General features: G+C 72.4%; 16 protein-coding genes. 8 read left to right on the forward strand and 8 right to left on the reverse strand.

All coding sequences use genetic code 11. The features are described from left to right. Positions 1-673 precede the first annotated feature (673 nt). The 4 genes from AL2_RS25610 to mtrA all read right to left on the reverse strand — a co-directional run bounded on the left by AL2_RS25610 (position 674) and on the right by mtrA (position 5723). Positions 674-1441 carry a ComF family protein gene (locus AL2_RS25610; protein WP_067637799.1) on the reverse strand — a complete coding sequence of 256 codons (768 nt, stop codon included), beginning with the start codon at positions 1439-1441 and terminating at the stop codon, positions 674-676. A 165-nt stretch (positions 1442-1606) separates the two neighbouring features. Then, a complete protein-coding gene (locus tag AL2_RS25615) occupies positions 1607-3397 on the reverse strand; it encodes an LpqB family beta-propeller domain-containing protein (protein WP_083946896.1) in 1791 nt (596 codons plus the stop codon). After that, positions 3394-5031, reverse strand: a complete 1638-nt coding sequence (mtrB, locus tag AL2_RS25620) for an MtrAB system histidine kinase MtrB (protein ID WP_083946897.1) — start codon at positions 5029-5031, stop codon at positions 3394-3396. The genes AL2_RS25615 and mtrB overlap by 4 nt, the downstream gene beginning before the upstream one ends. A gap of 14 nt (positions 5032-5045) precedes the next feature. After that, positions 5046-5723 carry an MtrAB system response regulator MtrA gene (gene mtrA / locus AL2_RS25625; protein WP_021598338.1) on the reverse strand — a complete coding sequence of 226 codons (678 nt, stop codon included), beginning with the start codon at positions 5721-5723 and terminating at the stop codon, positions 5046-5048. A gap of 238 nt (positions 5724-5961) precedes the next feature. Between mtrA and AL2_RS25630 the strand changes: the two genes are divergently transcribed. Genes AL2_RS25630 through AL2_RS25650 form a run of 5 tightly spaced genes read left to right on the forward strand, consistent with a single transcriptional unit; the run spans position 5962 to position 11228 of the window. After that, positions 5962-7041 carry a hypothetical protein gene (locus AL2_RS25630; RefSeq protein ID WP_067637801.1) on the forward strand — a complete coding sequence of 360 codons (1080 nt, stop codon included), beginning with the start codon at positions 5962-5964 and terminating at the stop codon, positions 7039-7041. Beyond that, complete coding sequence (locus tag AL2_RS39850; protein WP_067637920.1) at positions 7038-7721, forward strand: DUF4129 domain-containing protein; 684 nt, start codon at positions 7038-7040, stop codon at positions 7719-7721. The genes AL2_RS25630 and AL2_RS39850 overlap by 4 nt, the downstream gene beginning before the upstream one ends. Then, the gene (locus AL2_RS25640) at positions 7715-8908 is read left to right on the forward strand and encodes a DUF4350 domain-containing protein (protein WP_083946898.1); all 1194 of its coding nucleotides are present in this window, start codon (positions 7715-7717) and stop codon (positions 8906-8908) included. The genes AL2_RS39850 and AL2_RS25640 overlap by 7 nt, the downstream gene beginning before the upstream one ends. A 29-nt stretch (positions 8909-8937) precedes the next feature. Next, positions 8938-9936, forward strand: a complete 999-nt coding sequence (locus tag AL2_RS25645) for an AAA family ATPase (protein WP_376741360.1) — start codon at positions 8938-8940, stop codon at positions 9934-9936. After that, a complete protein-coding gene (locus AL2_RS25650) occupies positions 9936-11228 on the forward strand; it encodes a DUF58 domain-containing protein (RefSeq protein ID WP_067637803.1) in 1293 nt (430 codons plus the stop codon). Before AL2_RS25645 ends, AL2_RS25650 begins: the two co-directional genes overlap by 1 nt. A 238-nt stretch (positions 11229-11466) precedes the next feature. On the opposite strand, the gene AL2_RS39430 is transcribed toward AL2_RS25650, so the two are convergent. From AL2_RS39430 to AL2_RS25665, 3 genes are read right to left on the reverse strand one after another with little or no spacing between them, the layout of a single operon-like run. Continuing rightward, positions 11467-11661, reverse strand: a complete 195-nt coding sequence (locus tag AL2_RS39430; RefSeq protein ID WP_281181615.1) for a BldC family transcriptional regulator — start codon at positions 11659-11661, stop codon at positions 11467-11469. 38 nt (positions 11662-11699) lie between these two features. Continuing rightward, positions 11700-11918, reverse strand: a complete 219-nt coding sequence (locus tag AL2_RS25660; protein ID WP_157438359.1) for a hypothetical protein — start codon at positions 11916-11918, stop codon at positions 11700-11702. Beyond that, on the reverse strand, positions 11915-12277 hold the full coding sequence (locus AL2_RS25665; protein ID WP_067637811.1) for an ATP-binding protein: 363 nt from the start codon (positions 12275-12277) through the stop codon (positions 11915-11917). Before AL2_RS25665 ends, AL2_RS25660 begins: the two co-directional genes overlap by 4 nt. A 116-nt stretch (positions 12278-12393) precedes the next feature. Here AL2_RS25665 and AL2_RS25670 point away from each other — a divergent pair, with 116 nt between their 5' ends. Then, a complete protein-coding gene (locus AL2_RS25670) occupies positions 12394-13269 on the forward strand; it encodes a DUF5753 domain-containing protein (RefSeq protein ID WP_157438360.1) in 876 nt (291 codons plus the stop codon). Beyond that, complete coding sequence (locus AL2_RS36760) at positions 13266-13475, forward strand: DUF397 domain-containing protein (protein ID WP_083946901.1); 210 nt, start codon at positions 13266-13268, stop codon at positions 13473-13475. The genes AL2_RS25670 and AL2_RS36760 overlap by 4 nt, the downstream gene beginning before the upstream one ends. Before the next feature lie 8 nt (positions 13476-13483). Here AL2_RS36760 and AL2_RS25675 read toward each other — a convergent pair whose 3' ends face one another. After that, complete coding sequence (locus tag AL2_RS25675; RefSeq protein ID WP_067637816.1) at positions 13484-14479, reverse strand: stage II sporulation protein M; 996 nt, start codon at positions 14477-14479, stop codon at positions 13484-13486. A 71-nt stretch (positions 14480-14550) separates the two neighbouring features. On the opposite strand from AL2_RS25675, the gene AL2_RS25680 reads away from it, so the two are divergent. Continuing rightward, positions 14551-15558: an RDD family protein gene (locus AL2_RS25680; protein WP_067637818.1), complete on the forward strand. Its 1008-nt coding sequence runs from the start codon at positions 14551-14553 to the stop codon at positions 15556-15558. Positions 15559-15567 lie beyond the last annotated feature (9 nt).

Consider the following 15567-nt stretch of genomic DNA (forward strand, 5'->3'; position numbering starts at 1 on the left):
CGGTGGGTCGCACCCGCCCGGCCGACCTGGTCTTCGTCCCCACATCCGCCTGCTGAGGGGCTCGCGGCGCTCTCGCCACTACTGCCCTTCTCCCGGTTCGGGGGATGTCGGATCCCCCGATGGGGCAGGACTTACCTCTAAGGCGCACCGTGATCGGTCGACGAGAAGTCGCCTTACGTGGGCCGTTTCGCCTGCGCCTGGCATCGGCTTGCCGGACCGCCTGCCGTGCTCCTGACGAGCACTGCGATCCGACGCAACCACGGACCCGGGCGGGTGCCATGTCAGGAACGCTAACCCCTTACGCGACGAATGTCAGGGGGGTGGACCGAGGAAAAACTCACGGACCGTCATCGGCGGCTGCCGCTGCGGGTTCCCCCGGCGCCCCATCACCAGCCGTGAACCCCGTCGCACTCGGCGGTCCCGCCGCCTCTGGCCGCGCAGGTCAGCTGGTACTGGCCTCGCGGTGAGTTTGGGAAATCTCTACCCCCTTCATGACGCGGTGTGACTCAAATAACCCCCACCACCCCCTCAAGTCCAGACAAGCCGGGCACTATCCGATTACTCCAGGTAGCTAACTGCCGCCCACCCGAAGAAAAGTGAAGAAAGTCACCATTCGCCCGACTCCATCCCCAGGCGGACACGGGCGGACACGGGCGGGCGCTTCGGCGCGAGTTCACCAGGGCCGGCGGCGGGGGGTCGCCGCGATGGTGGCCGTTCCGATCACGTCGGCGCCCGCGGCGCGCAGAGCTCGGGCCGCCTCGGCCAGCGAGGCGCCTGTCGTGACCACGTCGTCCACCAGCACGACCCGGCGGCCGGCGACGTCGGTGCGCGCCTCGATGGCGCTGTGCAGGTTGGCGGCGCGCTCCACCGCCGTGAGCCCGGCCTGGTCGGCCACCCGGCCGCGCTGCCGCAGCGCGTCCAGCATGGTCACCGGCACGCCGCCGGCCCGCAGCCGCCGCACCGCGACCTCGGCCACGCCCCGCAGCGGATCATGCCCCCGCCGGCGCACGGCCCTCCGCCCTGAGGGCACCCACACCACCGTGGACGGCTCTGGGACGTCCTCACCCGCTGCAAGCCGTGACGGCACATCACCGCCGCCTGGCGACCGGGCCGGACGTCCCAGAGGCGGCGCACAGCCCACGCCCGGAGGGTCGGGGGCCGGCATGAGGGCGGCTTGGAGGGCATTGGCGAGGGCCTCGCCCAAGGGAACGGCCAGCGCCGTCCGGCCGCGTTCCTTGTAGGAGGCCAGGATCGGGCGCAGGGGCCCTTCGTAGGCGGCGACCGTCCAAGGGGGTGGCAGGCCGGCCGGCGCGGGCCTGGCGGGCCGTGCGGGCGCGCGCAGAGGCCGCAGGCACGCCTCGCACAGCAGGACGGGCTCCTGCCCGCACCCCGCGCACCGCTCGGGCAGCAACAGATCGATCAGATCATCGAGAAGTCCCACGTCCCCGACACTGCCGCCGCGCCCCGACGCACGTCCCCCACTCGCGCAACTGTGGATAACAGCGGTTATCCACAAGTGCGCATGGGCCTGGCGTGTCCGGGCGAGGCCCTTGACCATGGAGGTGAGCGGTCCTCCACGGCGGGTGGCACTCAGCGCGGGTAGGTCTCAGCGCGGGTAGGTGGGGTCCTTGGCGGGGGTCGGGCAGATCCACGGGCTGTAGGAGTTGGTGGGGGTGCGCTGGCGGCAGACCTGGTCCTTGCCGGACGAGCGGGTGCCGATCAGGATCGGGGCGCCGGGCGCGGCGGCGATGGTGCGGGGTTCGCCCAGCGAGCCGACGCCCAGGGACGTGATGGCGCTGCCGCTGATCGGCATCAGGAACGGGAGGGTCTGCGAGTCGCGCTTGGCGCGGCCGAGGACGGCGAGGGTGCCGTAGTCGCGCCAGGCGAGGTCGACGGCGTCCTGGAGTTCGGAGCTCACCGGCAGGAAGGAGCCGACGTCCAGGGAGCCGTCGGGGTCGTGGGCGATGCGGCCGAGCTGGATCTGGGGGCGGCCGTCGATGCCGGCGATCACGGCGGCGCGGACGCCGTCGCGGGCGACGCGGAACGCCAGCACCTCGCGTCCGCCGAGGCCCCAGTGCGCGGCGCGGACCGGCGCCTTGCCGGGGCCGCGCACCCACAGCCACGACTCGTCCTTCTTGCTCTCGACGACCCACAGGGTGCCGTCGCGGCTCCAGGACGGGGCGGTGAAGCGGGCGCCGTCGTGCGCGGTGAGCAGGACGCGGGGGGCGGGCGAGCCGGTGACGGGGGCGGCGACGAGGACCTGGGACGCGTCGCTGCTCAGGCCGGCGAACTCCTGGTAGCCGGGGGCGACGGCGGGGTGGGAGAGCCGGCCGGCGGGGCCGGTCACGACCGGCTGGGCGCGGTCGCCCTCCAGGGTGCCGAGGAACCCGGACGGGCCGACGGCGTAGGCGTTCTGGTGGGCGCCGTCGGCGGCGAGCCGGCCGTCCGGCGAGTTCTCCTGCCACGCGTTCACCGGCTGCGTGACGCCCATACCGTCGGGGTCGGCGCTCTCCCCGTCGATCCGCAGCCGCCAGTGCTTGATCTCCGACAGCTGCCGCATGGTCCAGCTGAGCTGGGCGGACATCCGTTCGATGTCGCCGCCGCGGGCCTCCTTCGTGAGGTCGACGGTCGCGATCTCCTTGTCGACCTGGACACCGCGGCGCAGCCGGGTGCCCTTGGGGAAGGCGCTGTCGACCGCGCCGGCCAGCCAGGACGTGGGCCCGGCCAGCAGCGCCTGGACGAGCTGGGTCGGCAGCGCCTGCCGGTTCGCGACGGGCAGGAAGACCCCGTTGGGGACGAGGGTGTGCCGGTCCGGCGCGAAGAAGAACAGGTTGACGGTGCGCATGGCGCGCTCGACGTCGTCCTTGGTGAGCAGCAGCCCGGACTTCTCGTCGCCGGGCAGGCCCGTGATGCGCCAGACGCCCTGCGGGGTCTTGGCGAGCTGGAAGGTGGCGTCGAAGCTCTTCGGGGACGCGGTGTACTGCCCGTCGGCGGTGATCGTGCCGAGCTGGTCGCCGGTGATCCGCACGGTCGCCTGGTCGCCGGTCTGCTTGATCACGTGCGGGTCGGTGACGCGGCTCGCGAGGACGGTCACGAAGGGCCGCAGCCCGGGGTTCCAGGACGTCTGGCCGCCCAGGTACGTCTTGGCGACGCGGTGGCCGTCGTCGAAGCTGGCGGACGCGGCGAGGAACCCGGAGACGATCTCGGCGGGCCCCCAGTCGGGCCGCGGTTTGACCGGGATGAGCCGGACGTACGGGTCGTCGACGCGTTCGGCGCGTTCGGCGGGCCGGCCGCTGACGACCTGCCCGCCGCTCGGCACGCTCGCGCAGCCGGCGCCGCCGAGGGCGAGGACGGCCAGCGTCAGCAGGCCGGTGACCCGCCGGGTGCACGCGCTCATTCGCCCGCCTCCAGCTCCGCGAACAGCGGGCGCGCGTCGCCGGCCCCCGGCGGGACGAGCGGCAGCGGCGAGCCGCGGAGTTCGGCGCCGGCGGCGCGGGGCAGCGACAGCCGGAACTGGGAGCCCGCGCCGGGCTCGCCCCACGCCTGCAGCCAGCCGCCGTGGAGCTGCGCGTCCTCCCGGGAGATCGACAGGCCGAGGCCGGTGCCGCCGGTGGTGCGGGCGCGGGCGGGGTCGGCCCGCCAGAAGCGGTCGAAGACCATCTGCCCCTCCCCGGGTTTGAGGCCGACGCCGTGGTCGCGGACGGCGACCGCGACGGCGTCGCGGTCGGCGGCGACGGAGATGATGATGTCCTCGCCCTCGCCGTGCTCGACGGCGTTGACGAGCAGGTTCCGCAGGATGCGCTCGACGCGCCGCCGGTCGACCTCGGCCATGCAGGGTTCGCCGGGCAGCTGCAGGACGACCTTGCTGCCCTTGCGTTCGGAGAGCCCCTGGATGTCGCCGACGACGCGCAGGACGAGGTCGCGCATGTCGAAGGACTCGGCGTCCAGCGTCGCGGCGCCCGCGTCGTGCCGGCTGATCTCCAGCAGGTCGGCGAGCAGCGACTCGAACCGCTCCAGCTGGCTCTGCAGCAGCTCGGCGGACCGTCCGACGGCGGGGTCGTCGAAGGTGTCGCGGTACTCGTAGAGCATGTCGGCCGCGATCCTGATGGTGGTCAGCGGTGTGCGCAGCTCGTGCGAGACGTCGGAGACGAACTGGCGCTGCACCTGCGACAGGTCCTCCAGCTCTCCGATCTTCTCCTGGAGGTTCGCGGCCATGTCGTTGAAGGAGCGGGCGAGACGGGCCAGATCGTCCTCGCCTCGGACCCGCATACGCTCTTCCAGACGCCCTGCGGCGAGTCTTTGCGCGCCTTGGGCGGCGAGCCGCACCGGTATGACGACCTGCCGCGTGACCAGCGAGGCGATCGCGGCCAGGAGCAGCACCAGGACGATGCCGACTCCGGCCAGGGAGCGGCTCACGTTGGTGAGGGTCTGCTGTTCCTGGGTCAGCGGGAACAGGTAGTACAGCTCGAACTGACCTGTACGGCCGCCGACGATGAGGCCGCGTTCGTCCGGCCTGCCCCCGAGGTAGGAGAGCTTGCCGTAGGTGTAGGCGCGGGACCCCGCGGGCGCGCTCTTCAGTTCTTCGCGAAGCCGCTTGGGGACGCTCTCCGGGCGCAGCTCGTTGGTCGTGTACCCGTCGAAGTACTGCTCGTTGGTGTCGCGGATGTAGACCTCGTAGAGCCCGGACGGGCCGCTGCGCGACTTCAGCCGGTCGATGGTCGAGTTGAGCCTGCTGCCGTCCCCGGCGGAGTTGCCCAGGTCGCGCTGGACCTGCGCCAGGCCGTCGTCCAGTTGGAGGCGTGCCGCCTTGACCTTGCCGTCCATGAGCGCCGACGACATCTGCTGCATCAGGAACGCGCCCAGGATCGCCACCACGATCGCGGAGATGAACAGCGTGGACGTGACGACGCGGACCTGGATCGACCGGCGCCAGCGCAGGTAAGCGGCGCCGGCGGCGCCGCGCAGAGCGCGCCGCGCCCTGCCCAGCCCGCGCCGGGCGAACCGCTTCGCCCTCGTCAGGTCCGCTCTCATGGGGGGTCCGGGACTCAGGCGGGCCCGGCCTTGTAGCCGACGCCGCGCACGGTGACGACGATCTCGGGACGTTCCGGGTCCTTCTCGATCTTGGCGCGGAGCCGCTGGACGTGCACGTTGACCAGCCGGGTGTCGGCGGCGTGCCGGTAGCCCCACACCTGCTCCAGCAGCACCTCGCGGGTGAACACCTGGCGCGGCTTGCGGGCGAGCGCGACCAGCAGGTCGAACTCCAGCGGGGTCAGCGGGATGTGCCGGTCGCCGCGCTTCACGGAGTGCCCGGCGACGTCGATGGTGATGTCGCCGATCTGCAGGGTCTCGGGGGCGGGCTCGTCGGTGCGGCGCAGCCGCGCCCGGACGCGCGCCACCAGCTCCTTGGGCTTGAAGGGCTTGACGATGTAGTCGTCGGCGCCCGACTCCAGGCCGAGGACGACGTCCACGGTGTCGCTCTTGGCCGTCAGCATGACGATCGGCACGCCGGACTCGGCCCGGATCTGCCGGCAGACGTCGATGCCGTCGGCCCCCGGCAGCATCAGGTCGAGCAGCACGAGGTCGGGCCGGGTCTCCCGGAACGCCTCGAGCGCCTTGTCGCCGTCGTGCACGAACGACGGCTCGAAGCCCTCGCCCCTCAGCACGATGCCGAGCATTTCGGCGAGCGCGAGATCGTCGTCGACGACCAGTACACGTCCTCTCATGGCCCTCATCGTCACAAAGTCGGGGTTCGGTGGAGTGGGGCGCGATGCTCCGGCGCCACCTTGCCAGGGAGAGATATACCTTGGCGTGCAAGGTTACCCGTGTTTGCGTCGTACATGGCTCCCCCGTATCGGGTGCGCGGCTCGGAATTGTAGAGGTGACTCCTGAAACCGGCGCAAGGTTGACATCGCGCCCATGACAGGATGACCTGACCCGCTCACAGACCGCAGGGAGCCGAGAATGCCGGGACCGGACGGCTGGGACGACGACGCCGGCGCCGCCGATGTGGTGCGGGGCGTCCCGTTCCGTCCCATGTCCGTCTCGGAGATGCTGGACGGCGCGATCGCCGGGATCCGGCGCCGGCCGCGCACCACGCTGGGCCTTTCCGTGGTGATCAGCACGGTGATCCAGGTGACGAGCTCGGTCGCCGCGTACTTCTTCATCGGCGGCGAGGCCCGCGACGAGATCACCCCGGACGTCCTGCTGGAGTCGCTCGGCGCGCAGGTCACGCTGACGGTGCTGGGCCTGATCCTGTCGGCGTGCGGGATCCTGCTGATGGCGGGGCTGATGGCGCCGATCCTGGGCCGCGAGCTGGTGGGGCTGCCGATGGCCCCGCGGCAGGCGTGGCGGGACGCCCGGCCGAGGCTCGGGCGGCTGGCCGGCACCGCCGCCGCCGTCATGGGCATCTCGCTGGGGGCGCTGGTCCTGCCGGTCGTGCCGTTCTTCGCGCTGATCGTCGTGGACGCGCATCCGGCGCTCGGGGCGGTCGCCGGGATCGTCGGGTTCCCGCTCGGCATCGGCCTGATGGTGTGGCTCTACATCCTGTTCGTCCAGGCGGTCCCGGCGGTCGTGCTGGAGCGGCGGACGGTCACGGGCGCGCTGCGCCGGGCCGTCACCCTTTCCAAGGGCCGCTGGTTCCGGACGTGCGGGACGCTGCTGCTGGCGCTGCTCGTGACCGTGTTCATGGGCTTCTTCGCGCTGCGCATCCCGTTCCTGTTCGTGCAGCTGGCCTTCTTCGGCGACGCGTCCGGCAGCGAGGCGACGATGGGCGCGCTCGCGGTCGACACGCTCGGCCGGATCGTCAGCTGGTCGGTGGTGCTGCCGTTCGACGCGGGCGTGATCGCGCTGCTCTACATGGACCGGCGGATGCGCCGCGAGGGCTTCGACCTGGAGCTGCGCACCAGGGGGCGTTCCGCCGCGGCGATCACCGCCGCATCCACCGCCGCGGACGCGAGCGGCGCCCCCCACGACGACGGGTTCATCGACCTGTGGCGGACCGACCCGGTGCCGGCCCATCCGTGGACGGGAGCGAACCCGTGATCCTCGATCCGATCGGCCGCGACGAGGCCCGCGAGCTGGCCCGCCGCGAACTGGAGAAGCAGGTCTACCAGCGCGACCGGCCGTCCTGGCTGGAGCGCTGGTGGGACGACTTCACCGAGTGGCTGCACCAGCTGTTCAGCCAGGCGCCGAACCCGGAGTCGCAGGGCAGCGGCGGCGGCTGGACGTCCATCGCGATCATCGTGGTGGTGGCGCTGGTCGCGGTCGGGCTGGTGGTGTGGCTGATGTGGGGCCGCCGCAACCTCCGCTCCCGCAAGGACCCGCTGCTGGACGGGACGGCGTCCACGGCGCTCGACCACCGGGAGGCGGCGGAGCGGCACGCGGCGGCCGGGGAGTGGGCCGAGGCGATCCGGGAGCGGCTCCGCGCGATCGCGCGCGACCTGGAGGAGCGGGCGGTGCTGTCGGCGCGTCCGGGCCGGACGGCGGACGAGCTGGCGGCGGAGGCGGGCGCGGCCGTGCCCGAGCTGGCGGGCGAGCTGGCCGCCGGCGTGCGGATCTTCGACGACGTCTGGTACGGCGACCGGCCGGGGACGGCCGAGGGGTACGCGCGGATGAAGGAGCTGGACGAGCGGCTGCGGGCGATGAAGCCGAAGCCGCTGGAGACCGATGACCTCAGCCTGGCCGGCGCCGGCGCCGCCGAGGAGGGGGGCCCGCGATGGTGACCCAGGCCCCGCCCGAGGCCGGCCCGGCGGAACCGTCCGCGCGGCAGGTGGCGGGCCGCCGCTGGCGGTCGGCGCGCGGCGTCGTCGCGGTGCTGTTCGCGATGGTCGTGATCGCGGTGATCCTCGCGGCGCTGCGCCCGTCCACGTCGCCGGAGGCCCTCGATCCGGAGTCGCCGAAGCAGGACGGCGCGCGGGCGCTCGCGGAGATCCTGCGGCAGCAGGGCACAGGCGTGACCGTGGCGCGGACCATGGAGGACGCGCTCACCGCGGCGCGGCCCGGCGGCGTCATGGTGGTGACGCGCAGCGAGCGCCTCACCGACGACGACCTGCGGATGCTGAGCGGGACGCAGGTGGACGTGCTCCTCGTCCGGCCGACCGCGTACGCGCTGCACGAGCTGGCCCCGCAGGTGCGGCGCGGCGGCCCGAGCTTCGAGGAGACGGCCGCGCCGGGCTGCGCCCTGCCGGTCGCGTCCCTCGCCGGGACGGTCGCGTTCCACGAGTCGGAGACCTACGAGGTCACCGGCCCGGGGACGGCCTGCTACGGCACCGACTACGGCGGCGCCAGGCTCGTCCAGGTGCAGACCGGCGACCGGGCGGTCACCGTGCTCGGGTCGGCCGCGCCGCTGACGAACCGGCGGCTCACCGAGGAGGGCAACGCGGCGCTGGCGATGAACCTGGCCGGGGCCGGCTCCTCGACGGTGTGGCTCGTCCCGAACCTGCCGGAGCCGGGGTCGGGCGCCGGGCAGCGGTCCCTCGGCGACCTGCTGCCGTTCGGCGTGAAGCTGTTCTTCCTCGAACTGCTGGTCGCGGTGCTGCTGGTGGCGCTGTGGCGGGCCCGCCGGCTCGGCCCCGTGGTGGCGGAGGCGCTGCCCGTCGTCGTCCGGTCCGCCGAGACCGTCGAGGGCCGCGCCCGCCTCTACCGGGCCGGGCGCGCCCGCGACCGCGCCTCGGACGCCCTGCGGTCCGGCGCCCGCGAACGGCTCGTCCCGCTGCTCGGGCTGCCCCGCGGCAGCGCGCAGGATCCCTCCGCCGTGCAGGAGATCGTCGCGGCGGTCGCCCGCCGCACGCCCTACGACGAGACGTACGTCGGGGCGGCGCTGTACGGTCCTGAACCCTTGGACGACGCCGGGCTCATCGCCCTCACGGACGTCCTCGACGACCTGGAAAGGCAGGTACGGCAGTCTTGAACACCCCTGTAGAGCTCGGGAAGGACGACGTGCCGGGCGGCAGCGCGGGCCCCGGCGCGCTGTCCGAGGAGGCCCGGCGGCAGGCCGAGACGGCGCGCGCGGCGCTGACGGCGCTGCGCGCCGAGGTCGCCAAGACGGTCGTCGGTCAGGACTCCGTGGTGACGGGCCTGGTCATCGCGTTGCTGTGCCGCGGCCATGTGCTGCTGGAGGGCGTCCCCGGCACCGCCAAGACGTTGCTCATCAAGACGCTGTCGCGGGCCCTCGACCTGGATTTCAAGCGCGTCCAGTTCACCCCCGACCTGATGCCCGGTGACGTGACCGGCTCGCTGGTGTACGACAACAGGACGGCGGAGTTCGAGTTCCGCGAAGGCCCCGTCTTCACCAACCTCCTTCTCGCGGACGAGATCAACCGGACGCCCCCGAAGACGCAGGCGTCCCTCCTGGAGGCCATGGAGGAGCGTCAGGTCTCGGTGGAGGGCACCGCGCGCCCTCTGCCCGACCCGTTCGTGGTGTGCGCGACCCAGAACCCGATCGAGTACGAGGGCACCTATCCCCTGCCCGAGGCCCAGCTCGACCGGTTCCTCGTCAAGCTGACCGTGCCCGTCCCCACGCGGGACGAGGAGATCTCCATGCTGCAGCGGCACGCGACCGGGTTCGACCCGCGTGACCTGTCGGCGGTGAACGCGGTCGCGGGTGCGGGGGAACTGGCCGCCGGGCAGGCGGCCGTCAGGACGGTCCACCTCGACCCCAAGGTCGCCGCCTACGTCGTGGACCTGTGCCGGGCGACGCGGCAGTCCCCGTCGCTGCAGCTCGGCGTGTCCCCGCGCGGCGCGACGGCGCTGCTGGCGACGTCCCGCGCGTGGGCGTGGCTGTCGGGCCGCGACTACGTCACGCCGGACGACGTGAAGGCGCTGGCCAGGCCGACGCTGCGGCACCGCGTCCAGCTGCGTCCCGAGGCGGAGCTGGAGGGCGCCACCACCGACGGCGTGCTGGAGGGCATCCTCGCCCACGTCCCGGCCCCGCGCTGATGGCGCTGACCGGGCGCCTGGGGCTGCTGGCCCTGCTCGGCGCGCTCGTCCCGCTGTTCGCGCCGAGCTGGTGGGCGCTGGTCGCGGTGTGGGGCGCGCTGCTGCTCGGCGTCATCGCCGACTTGGCCCTGGCCGGCAACGTGCGGCGGCTGCGCTTCCACCGCGCGGGCGACACCAGCGTGCGGCTCGGCGAGACGGCGCGGGTGGCGCTGATCGTGGAGAACCTCGGCCGGCGGCGCCTCAAGGCCAGGCTGCGGGACGTGTGGCCGCCGAGCGCGGGCGCGGCGCCCCGCACGGTCAAGATCGACGTCCCGGCCGGTGAGCGGCGCCGCGTCGACATGACGCTGACGCCGACGCGGCGCGGCGACCGGAAGGCCGTCACCGTCGCCGTCCGCTCGGTCGGGCCGCTCGGGCTGGCGGCGCGCCAGCTGTCCCGCGCCGCGCCGTGGACGGTGCGGGCGCTCCCGGCGTTCCCGTCCCGCCGGCACCTGCCCGCGAAGCTGGCGCGGCTGCGGGAGCTGACCGGCGCGCACGTCGCGCTGATCCGCGGGCAGGGCACCGAGTTCGACTCGCTGCGCGAGTACGTGGACGGCGACGACGTCCGGTCCATCGACTGGCGGGCCACCGCGCGGCGCGGCGACGTCGTCGTCCGGACGTGGCGGCCCGAACGCGACCGGCGCATCTACCTGGTGCTCGACACCGGCCGCACGTCCGCCGGCCGCGTCGGCGACATCCCCCGGCTGGACTGCTCGATGGACGCGGCGCTGCTGCTCGGCGCGCTCGCGTCCCGCGCGGGCGACCGCGTCGACCTGCTCGCCTACGACCGGCGCGTCCGCGCCCGCGTGGAGGGCGCCTCCCGGACGGACCTGCTGCCCGCGATGGTGCACGCGATGGCGCCGCTGGAGCCGGAGCTGCTCGAATGCGACGCCGCCGGGATGGTGTCGACGCTGATGGCCCGCGTCCGGCAGCGCTGCCTGGTCGTGCTGCTGACCGAGCTGAACACGGCCGCGATCGAGGAGGGGCTGCTGCCGCTGCTGCCGCAGCTCACCGCCCGCCACCTGGTGATGATCGCCGCGGTGTCGGATCCGCGCGTCGGCGAGATGGCGGCCGCCCGCGGCGACCTCGCCTCCGTGTACGACGCGGCCGCCGCCGAGCGCGCCCGCGCCGAGCGCCGCCGCCTCACCGCCGAACTGCGCGGTCACGGCGTCGAGGTCGTGGACGCCCCGCCGGACGAGATCGCCCCCGCCCTCGCGGACGCCTACCTGGCCCTCAAGGCCGCCGGACGGCTCTAATTGCTCGCAAAAAGATCCGTGCTGGCGGATCTATCGTGCGGCGTGCAACACGCATCCCTCGTCTTCCGCAGTCGCCTCTGGCCCGGCCTCCCTCATCATGGTTCATCGAGGCCCGATCCAGTCGTCGCCGGGGAAGAGCCGGTGCTTGAGCAGTGGGCCACAGCCCGTGCCATCTCGAACGCGCCTTTCGGCCCGGACGATCGTGTCTCGGCGCTGGTGCGGGTCGTGGCGTCAGACGTCATCGCACCGCACCGCCATACATGAGGTGCTCGACCTGCTGGCGGCTGAAGCGCCGAACGCCGCCGAGAGTACGGATCGTGGCGAGTTTGCCGTCCTCGGCCCACCGGGCGACGGTCTTGGGGTCGACGCGGAACATCGCGGCCACATCGCCGGGGCTCAGGAGTTGACCGGGTCCGAAGTCCCAGCCGTCAATGATCACCGGCCTACCGGCCGGCCACTTCCTGCTGCTCATCAGGGGGTTCCCATCTCGTTGAATCTGACTTCGGCGGGCGGGTCGAGGGGAAGAGGCGTGCCGCGCATGGCCAGGACGAGCCGCGCGTGCCGGATCCGCGCCAGTGCCCGGCGGCGCTCCGGGTCGGGCGGCACGTCCGAGGAGAGCCACGGGCCGTACACACGCAGGATGGCGCGCTGGTAGAGCGAATCGGCGGCGACCTGCTCGGGCGAGTTCACGGGACGGCCCACTCCGCGAAGACGGTCTTGCCGCCCTCCCGGTCGTCTCGAACGGCCCCCCACCGGGTGACGAGCTCCCCGACGATCATCAAGCCCCGGCCGCCCACCGCGTCCGGGCCGGGACGGCACACCACCGGGAGCGTGCCGTCGCCGTCCCAGACCTCCACCACGCAGACGCAGCCGTCCGAACGGGCGTCCACCCGGACCTCGTCGGTGACCGCGTGCCGGACCGCGTTGGTGATCAACTCCGAGGCCACGACCCGCACCAGATACTCGTCCACCGGCCAGCCGGCCGCGATCGTCGCGACGTGATCCCGCGCCACCTTGATCTTCTCTATATCCGGCTTGAACGCGATCATCGAATACTCCCTCCCGGGGGGTGACATATGTGCGCCGTCGGCCCCAAGAATGAGCTCCGGAGGGTTAGCATTTCTACGTTCCTGGAACGTCGGTCAACGAATGAGATCATGAAATCATGCATCCAGGGAAGCCGGTTACCCAGCAGAAACCCACCATCGGCCAGCGGGAACACAAGCGACGAACGCTGGAGCCGGCGCGCTCACTCTGGGATCTGATCGCGGTGGAGTTGCGCAGGCAGATCTATGTTCAGAGCACGTCCCAAGCGCGCATATCGGAACATTTGGACTGTTCGCGCGCTCACGTCACCCGACTGGTTAATGGGACACGTCGCCTTTCTCCGAAACATGCCGCAACCCTTGACAATTTGTGGCAACTGCGGGGGCTGCTCACGCATCTCGTGGCCCACGCACTTGCGCGTCCTGACGACGATTGGCTTACGTCTCTGGCGACGTACGAAGCTACGGCGACCCGCATCCGTACGTGGGACCTCGGAGCCATCCCTGGGCTGTGGCAGACGCCGGACTATGCACGGGCCACGTTCGAACGAGCGCACGCGGCGGGGCTTCTCGCGGATGTGGAGAAGGCGCTCGCAACGCGGCTCGAACGGCAGACCTCCGTGTGGGACCGCCCGGACCCTCCGCGCGTCTCCGCTCTCCTGTCGTGGACGGCCCTCGTCTCCGCGCCTGGCGATGGCCGGATCATGGCGGAGCAGCTCGCGCATATTCTGACCCTTGCCGAGCGTCCGGGCGTCAGCGTGCGCGTTGTCGGTCGACACATGGGATGGCACATCGGCCACGACGGGTCGTGCCAGCTCCTCACCGTGGGGGCTGACATGGCGTTCGCAGAAGCCCCCGGCATGGTCGGGCGGCTCGTCCTGGACCCGGACCGCGTGGAACGCTACGCCCGACGCATGGAGCAAATCAGTGATCTAGCCTCAAACACGGTAGACAGCCGTGAAATGATCGAAGAAGCGATGAGGTCCCACGCATGATCAAGTGGCGCAAGGCGAGTAGGAGCACGTCCGAAGGCGGGGCGTGTGTTGAGCTGGCGCAGCTTCACAGTGCAGTAGGCATGCGGGACAGCAAGGATCCGCACGGGCCGGTGTTCGCGCTCTCGCGGGAGACCTTCCGGAGCCTCGTGCGCGATGTCAAGGCGGGAAACCTGGACGGGCCGTCCAAAACCTCAGGACGCCTTTGAGCGACGAGTCAGCCCGCGACGGGGGCGGTGTCGGGGCGGAGTTCGGCGTCGCCGGTCTCGCCCCGGCGCGTGGCGCGGCGGCCGAGGACGATCACGTAGCTGAGGAACGCGACCTCCGCGACGACGCCGATGGCGATGCGCAGCCAGGTGATGTGGACCCAGCCGGTCACGAAGCCCTCGATGAGGCCGGAGACCAGCAGCGCCGCGATGAGCCCGAGGGCGATGCTGACGGCGGCGCGTCCCTCTTCGGCGAGGGCCTGGCCGCGGCGGCGCGGGCCGGGGTCGACGATCGTCCAGCCGAGCTTCAGGCCGCCCGCGCAGGCGAGGTACACGGCGGTGAGCTCCAGCAGGCCGTGCGGGAGGATCAGCCCGAAGAACACGGCGCCCTTGCCGTTGGCGAACATCAGCCCGCCGATCAGCCCGAGGTTGACCTGGTTCGTCAGCAGCACGACCACGGTCGGGATGCCGAGCAGGATCCCGAACATCAGCGCGATCGCAGACACCCACGCGTTGTTCACCCACACCTGGAACGCGAACGACGCCGCAGAATGCTCGGTGTAGTAGTTCGCGAAGTCGTGGTCGACCAGCTCCCGGATCTCGTCCGGCGTCGCGATGCTCGCCTGGACTTCCGGGCTGTGCACCACCCAGATCGCCAGCGCGAGGGCGAGCAGGTTGCCGAGGACGGCGTTGCCGAGCCACCACCACTTCATCCGGTACGCGGCGGCCGGGAACGACACCGTCGCGAAGCGGGTGACGTCCCGCCAGAGGGGCGCGTGGGCGCCCGCCACCGCGGCCCTGCCGCGCGCCACGAGCGACGACAGCCGGCCCACCAGCTGCGGGTCCGGCGAACTCGATCGGACGACGGACAGGTGCGTCGCGGTCCGCTGGTACAGCTCCACCAGTTCGTCCGCTTCGGCGCCGGTCAGCCTGCGGCCGCGGTTGATGAGGTGCTCGAGCCGCAGCCAGTCGGCGTTGTGCGCGGTCACATAGGCGTCGACGTCCACCCGGTGAGACTAACGTGTTGCCCTACCGAACCGGCAAAATGGACTTACCCCCGGCACTGGAGGATCAGGACATGGCCGAACTCGTCACCGGCGAGGCCGTCGCGCTCGACATCCGGGTCGCGCGGTCGGCCAGCCGTGGCTGCGCCTTCCTGCTCGACCTGGTCTTCCAAGCGGTGATGCTCTACCTCGTCATCTACGTCACGGCGATGACCTCGCTCGTCGCGGACGACGCGTGGACGGTGGGGCTGTCGCTGCTCGGCACGGTCGCCGTCCTCGTCGGCTACCCGTGCGTGTTCGAGACGCTGCTGCGGGGCCGGACGCTCGGCAAGATGGCCGTGGGGCTGCGCGTCGTCGGCGACGACGGCGGGCCGGTCCGGTTCCGGCAGGCGCTCGTCCGGGCGCTGGCCGGAGTGATCGAGTTCTGGACGTTCTACGGCTCCCCCGCGCTGATCACCTCGTTCTGCAACCGGCGCGGCAAGCGGCTCGGCGACCTGTTCGCCGGGACGATCGTCATCCAGGAGCGCGCCCCGGCGCTGGTGCTCTTCGGCCCGGTCGCGGTGATGCCGCCGCAGCTCGCCTGGTGGGCGCGCACGCTGGAGATCTCGATGCTGTCGGACGAGCTGGCGATGACGGCGCGGCAGTACCTGTCGCGGTTCTGGGAGCTGCTCCCCGAAGTGCGGGACTCGCTGGGCCAGCGGATCGCCTCCCAGGTCGTCGAGGTGATCAGCCCGCCCCCGCCGCCGGGGGTGCGGCCGGAGATCCTGCTGTCGGCGGTCCTCGCGGAGCGCCGGCACCGCGAGGAGATCCGGCTCGCCGAGCGCCGCGCCCGCCGCATGCGCCGCCTCGGCCTGCCCGCGTGGGGCCCCGGCCCGGCGCCCGTTCCGGCGATGGCCGTGGCGGGTCCGCCGATGACCGGCCCCTACCGGCCGGGCCCGCCGGCGCCGCCGCCGTTCAGCGCCCCCGTCCCGGGCCAGCCGCGGTTCCTGCCGCCCGCCGACTACGGCTCGGGCCCCTACCAAGAAGTCCTCAACACCCCGCCCCCGGTTGCGGGCACGTACCCGCAACCGGGTCCACGGTGACCGCGGACT

The sequence above is a fragment of the Actinomadura latina NBRC 106108 genome, from assembly GCF_001552195.1.
GTDB classification, from domain to species: domain Bacteria; phylum Actinomycetota; class Actinomycetes; order Streptosporangiales; family Streptosporangiaceae; genus Spirillospora; species Spirillospora latina.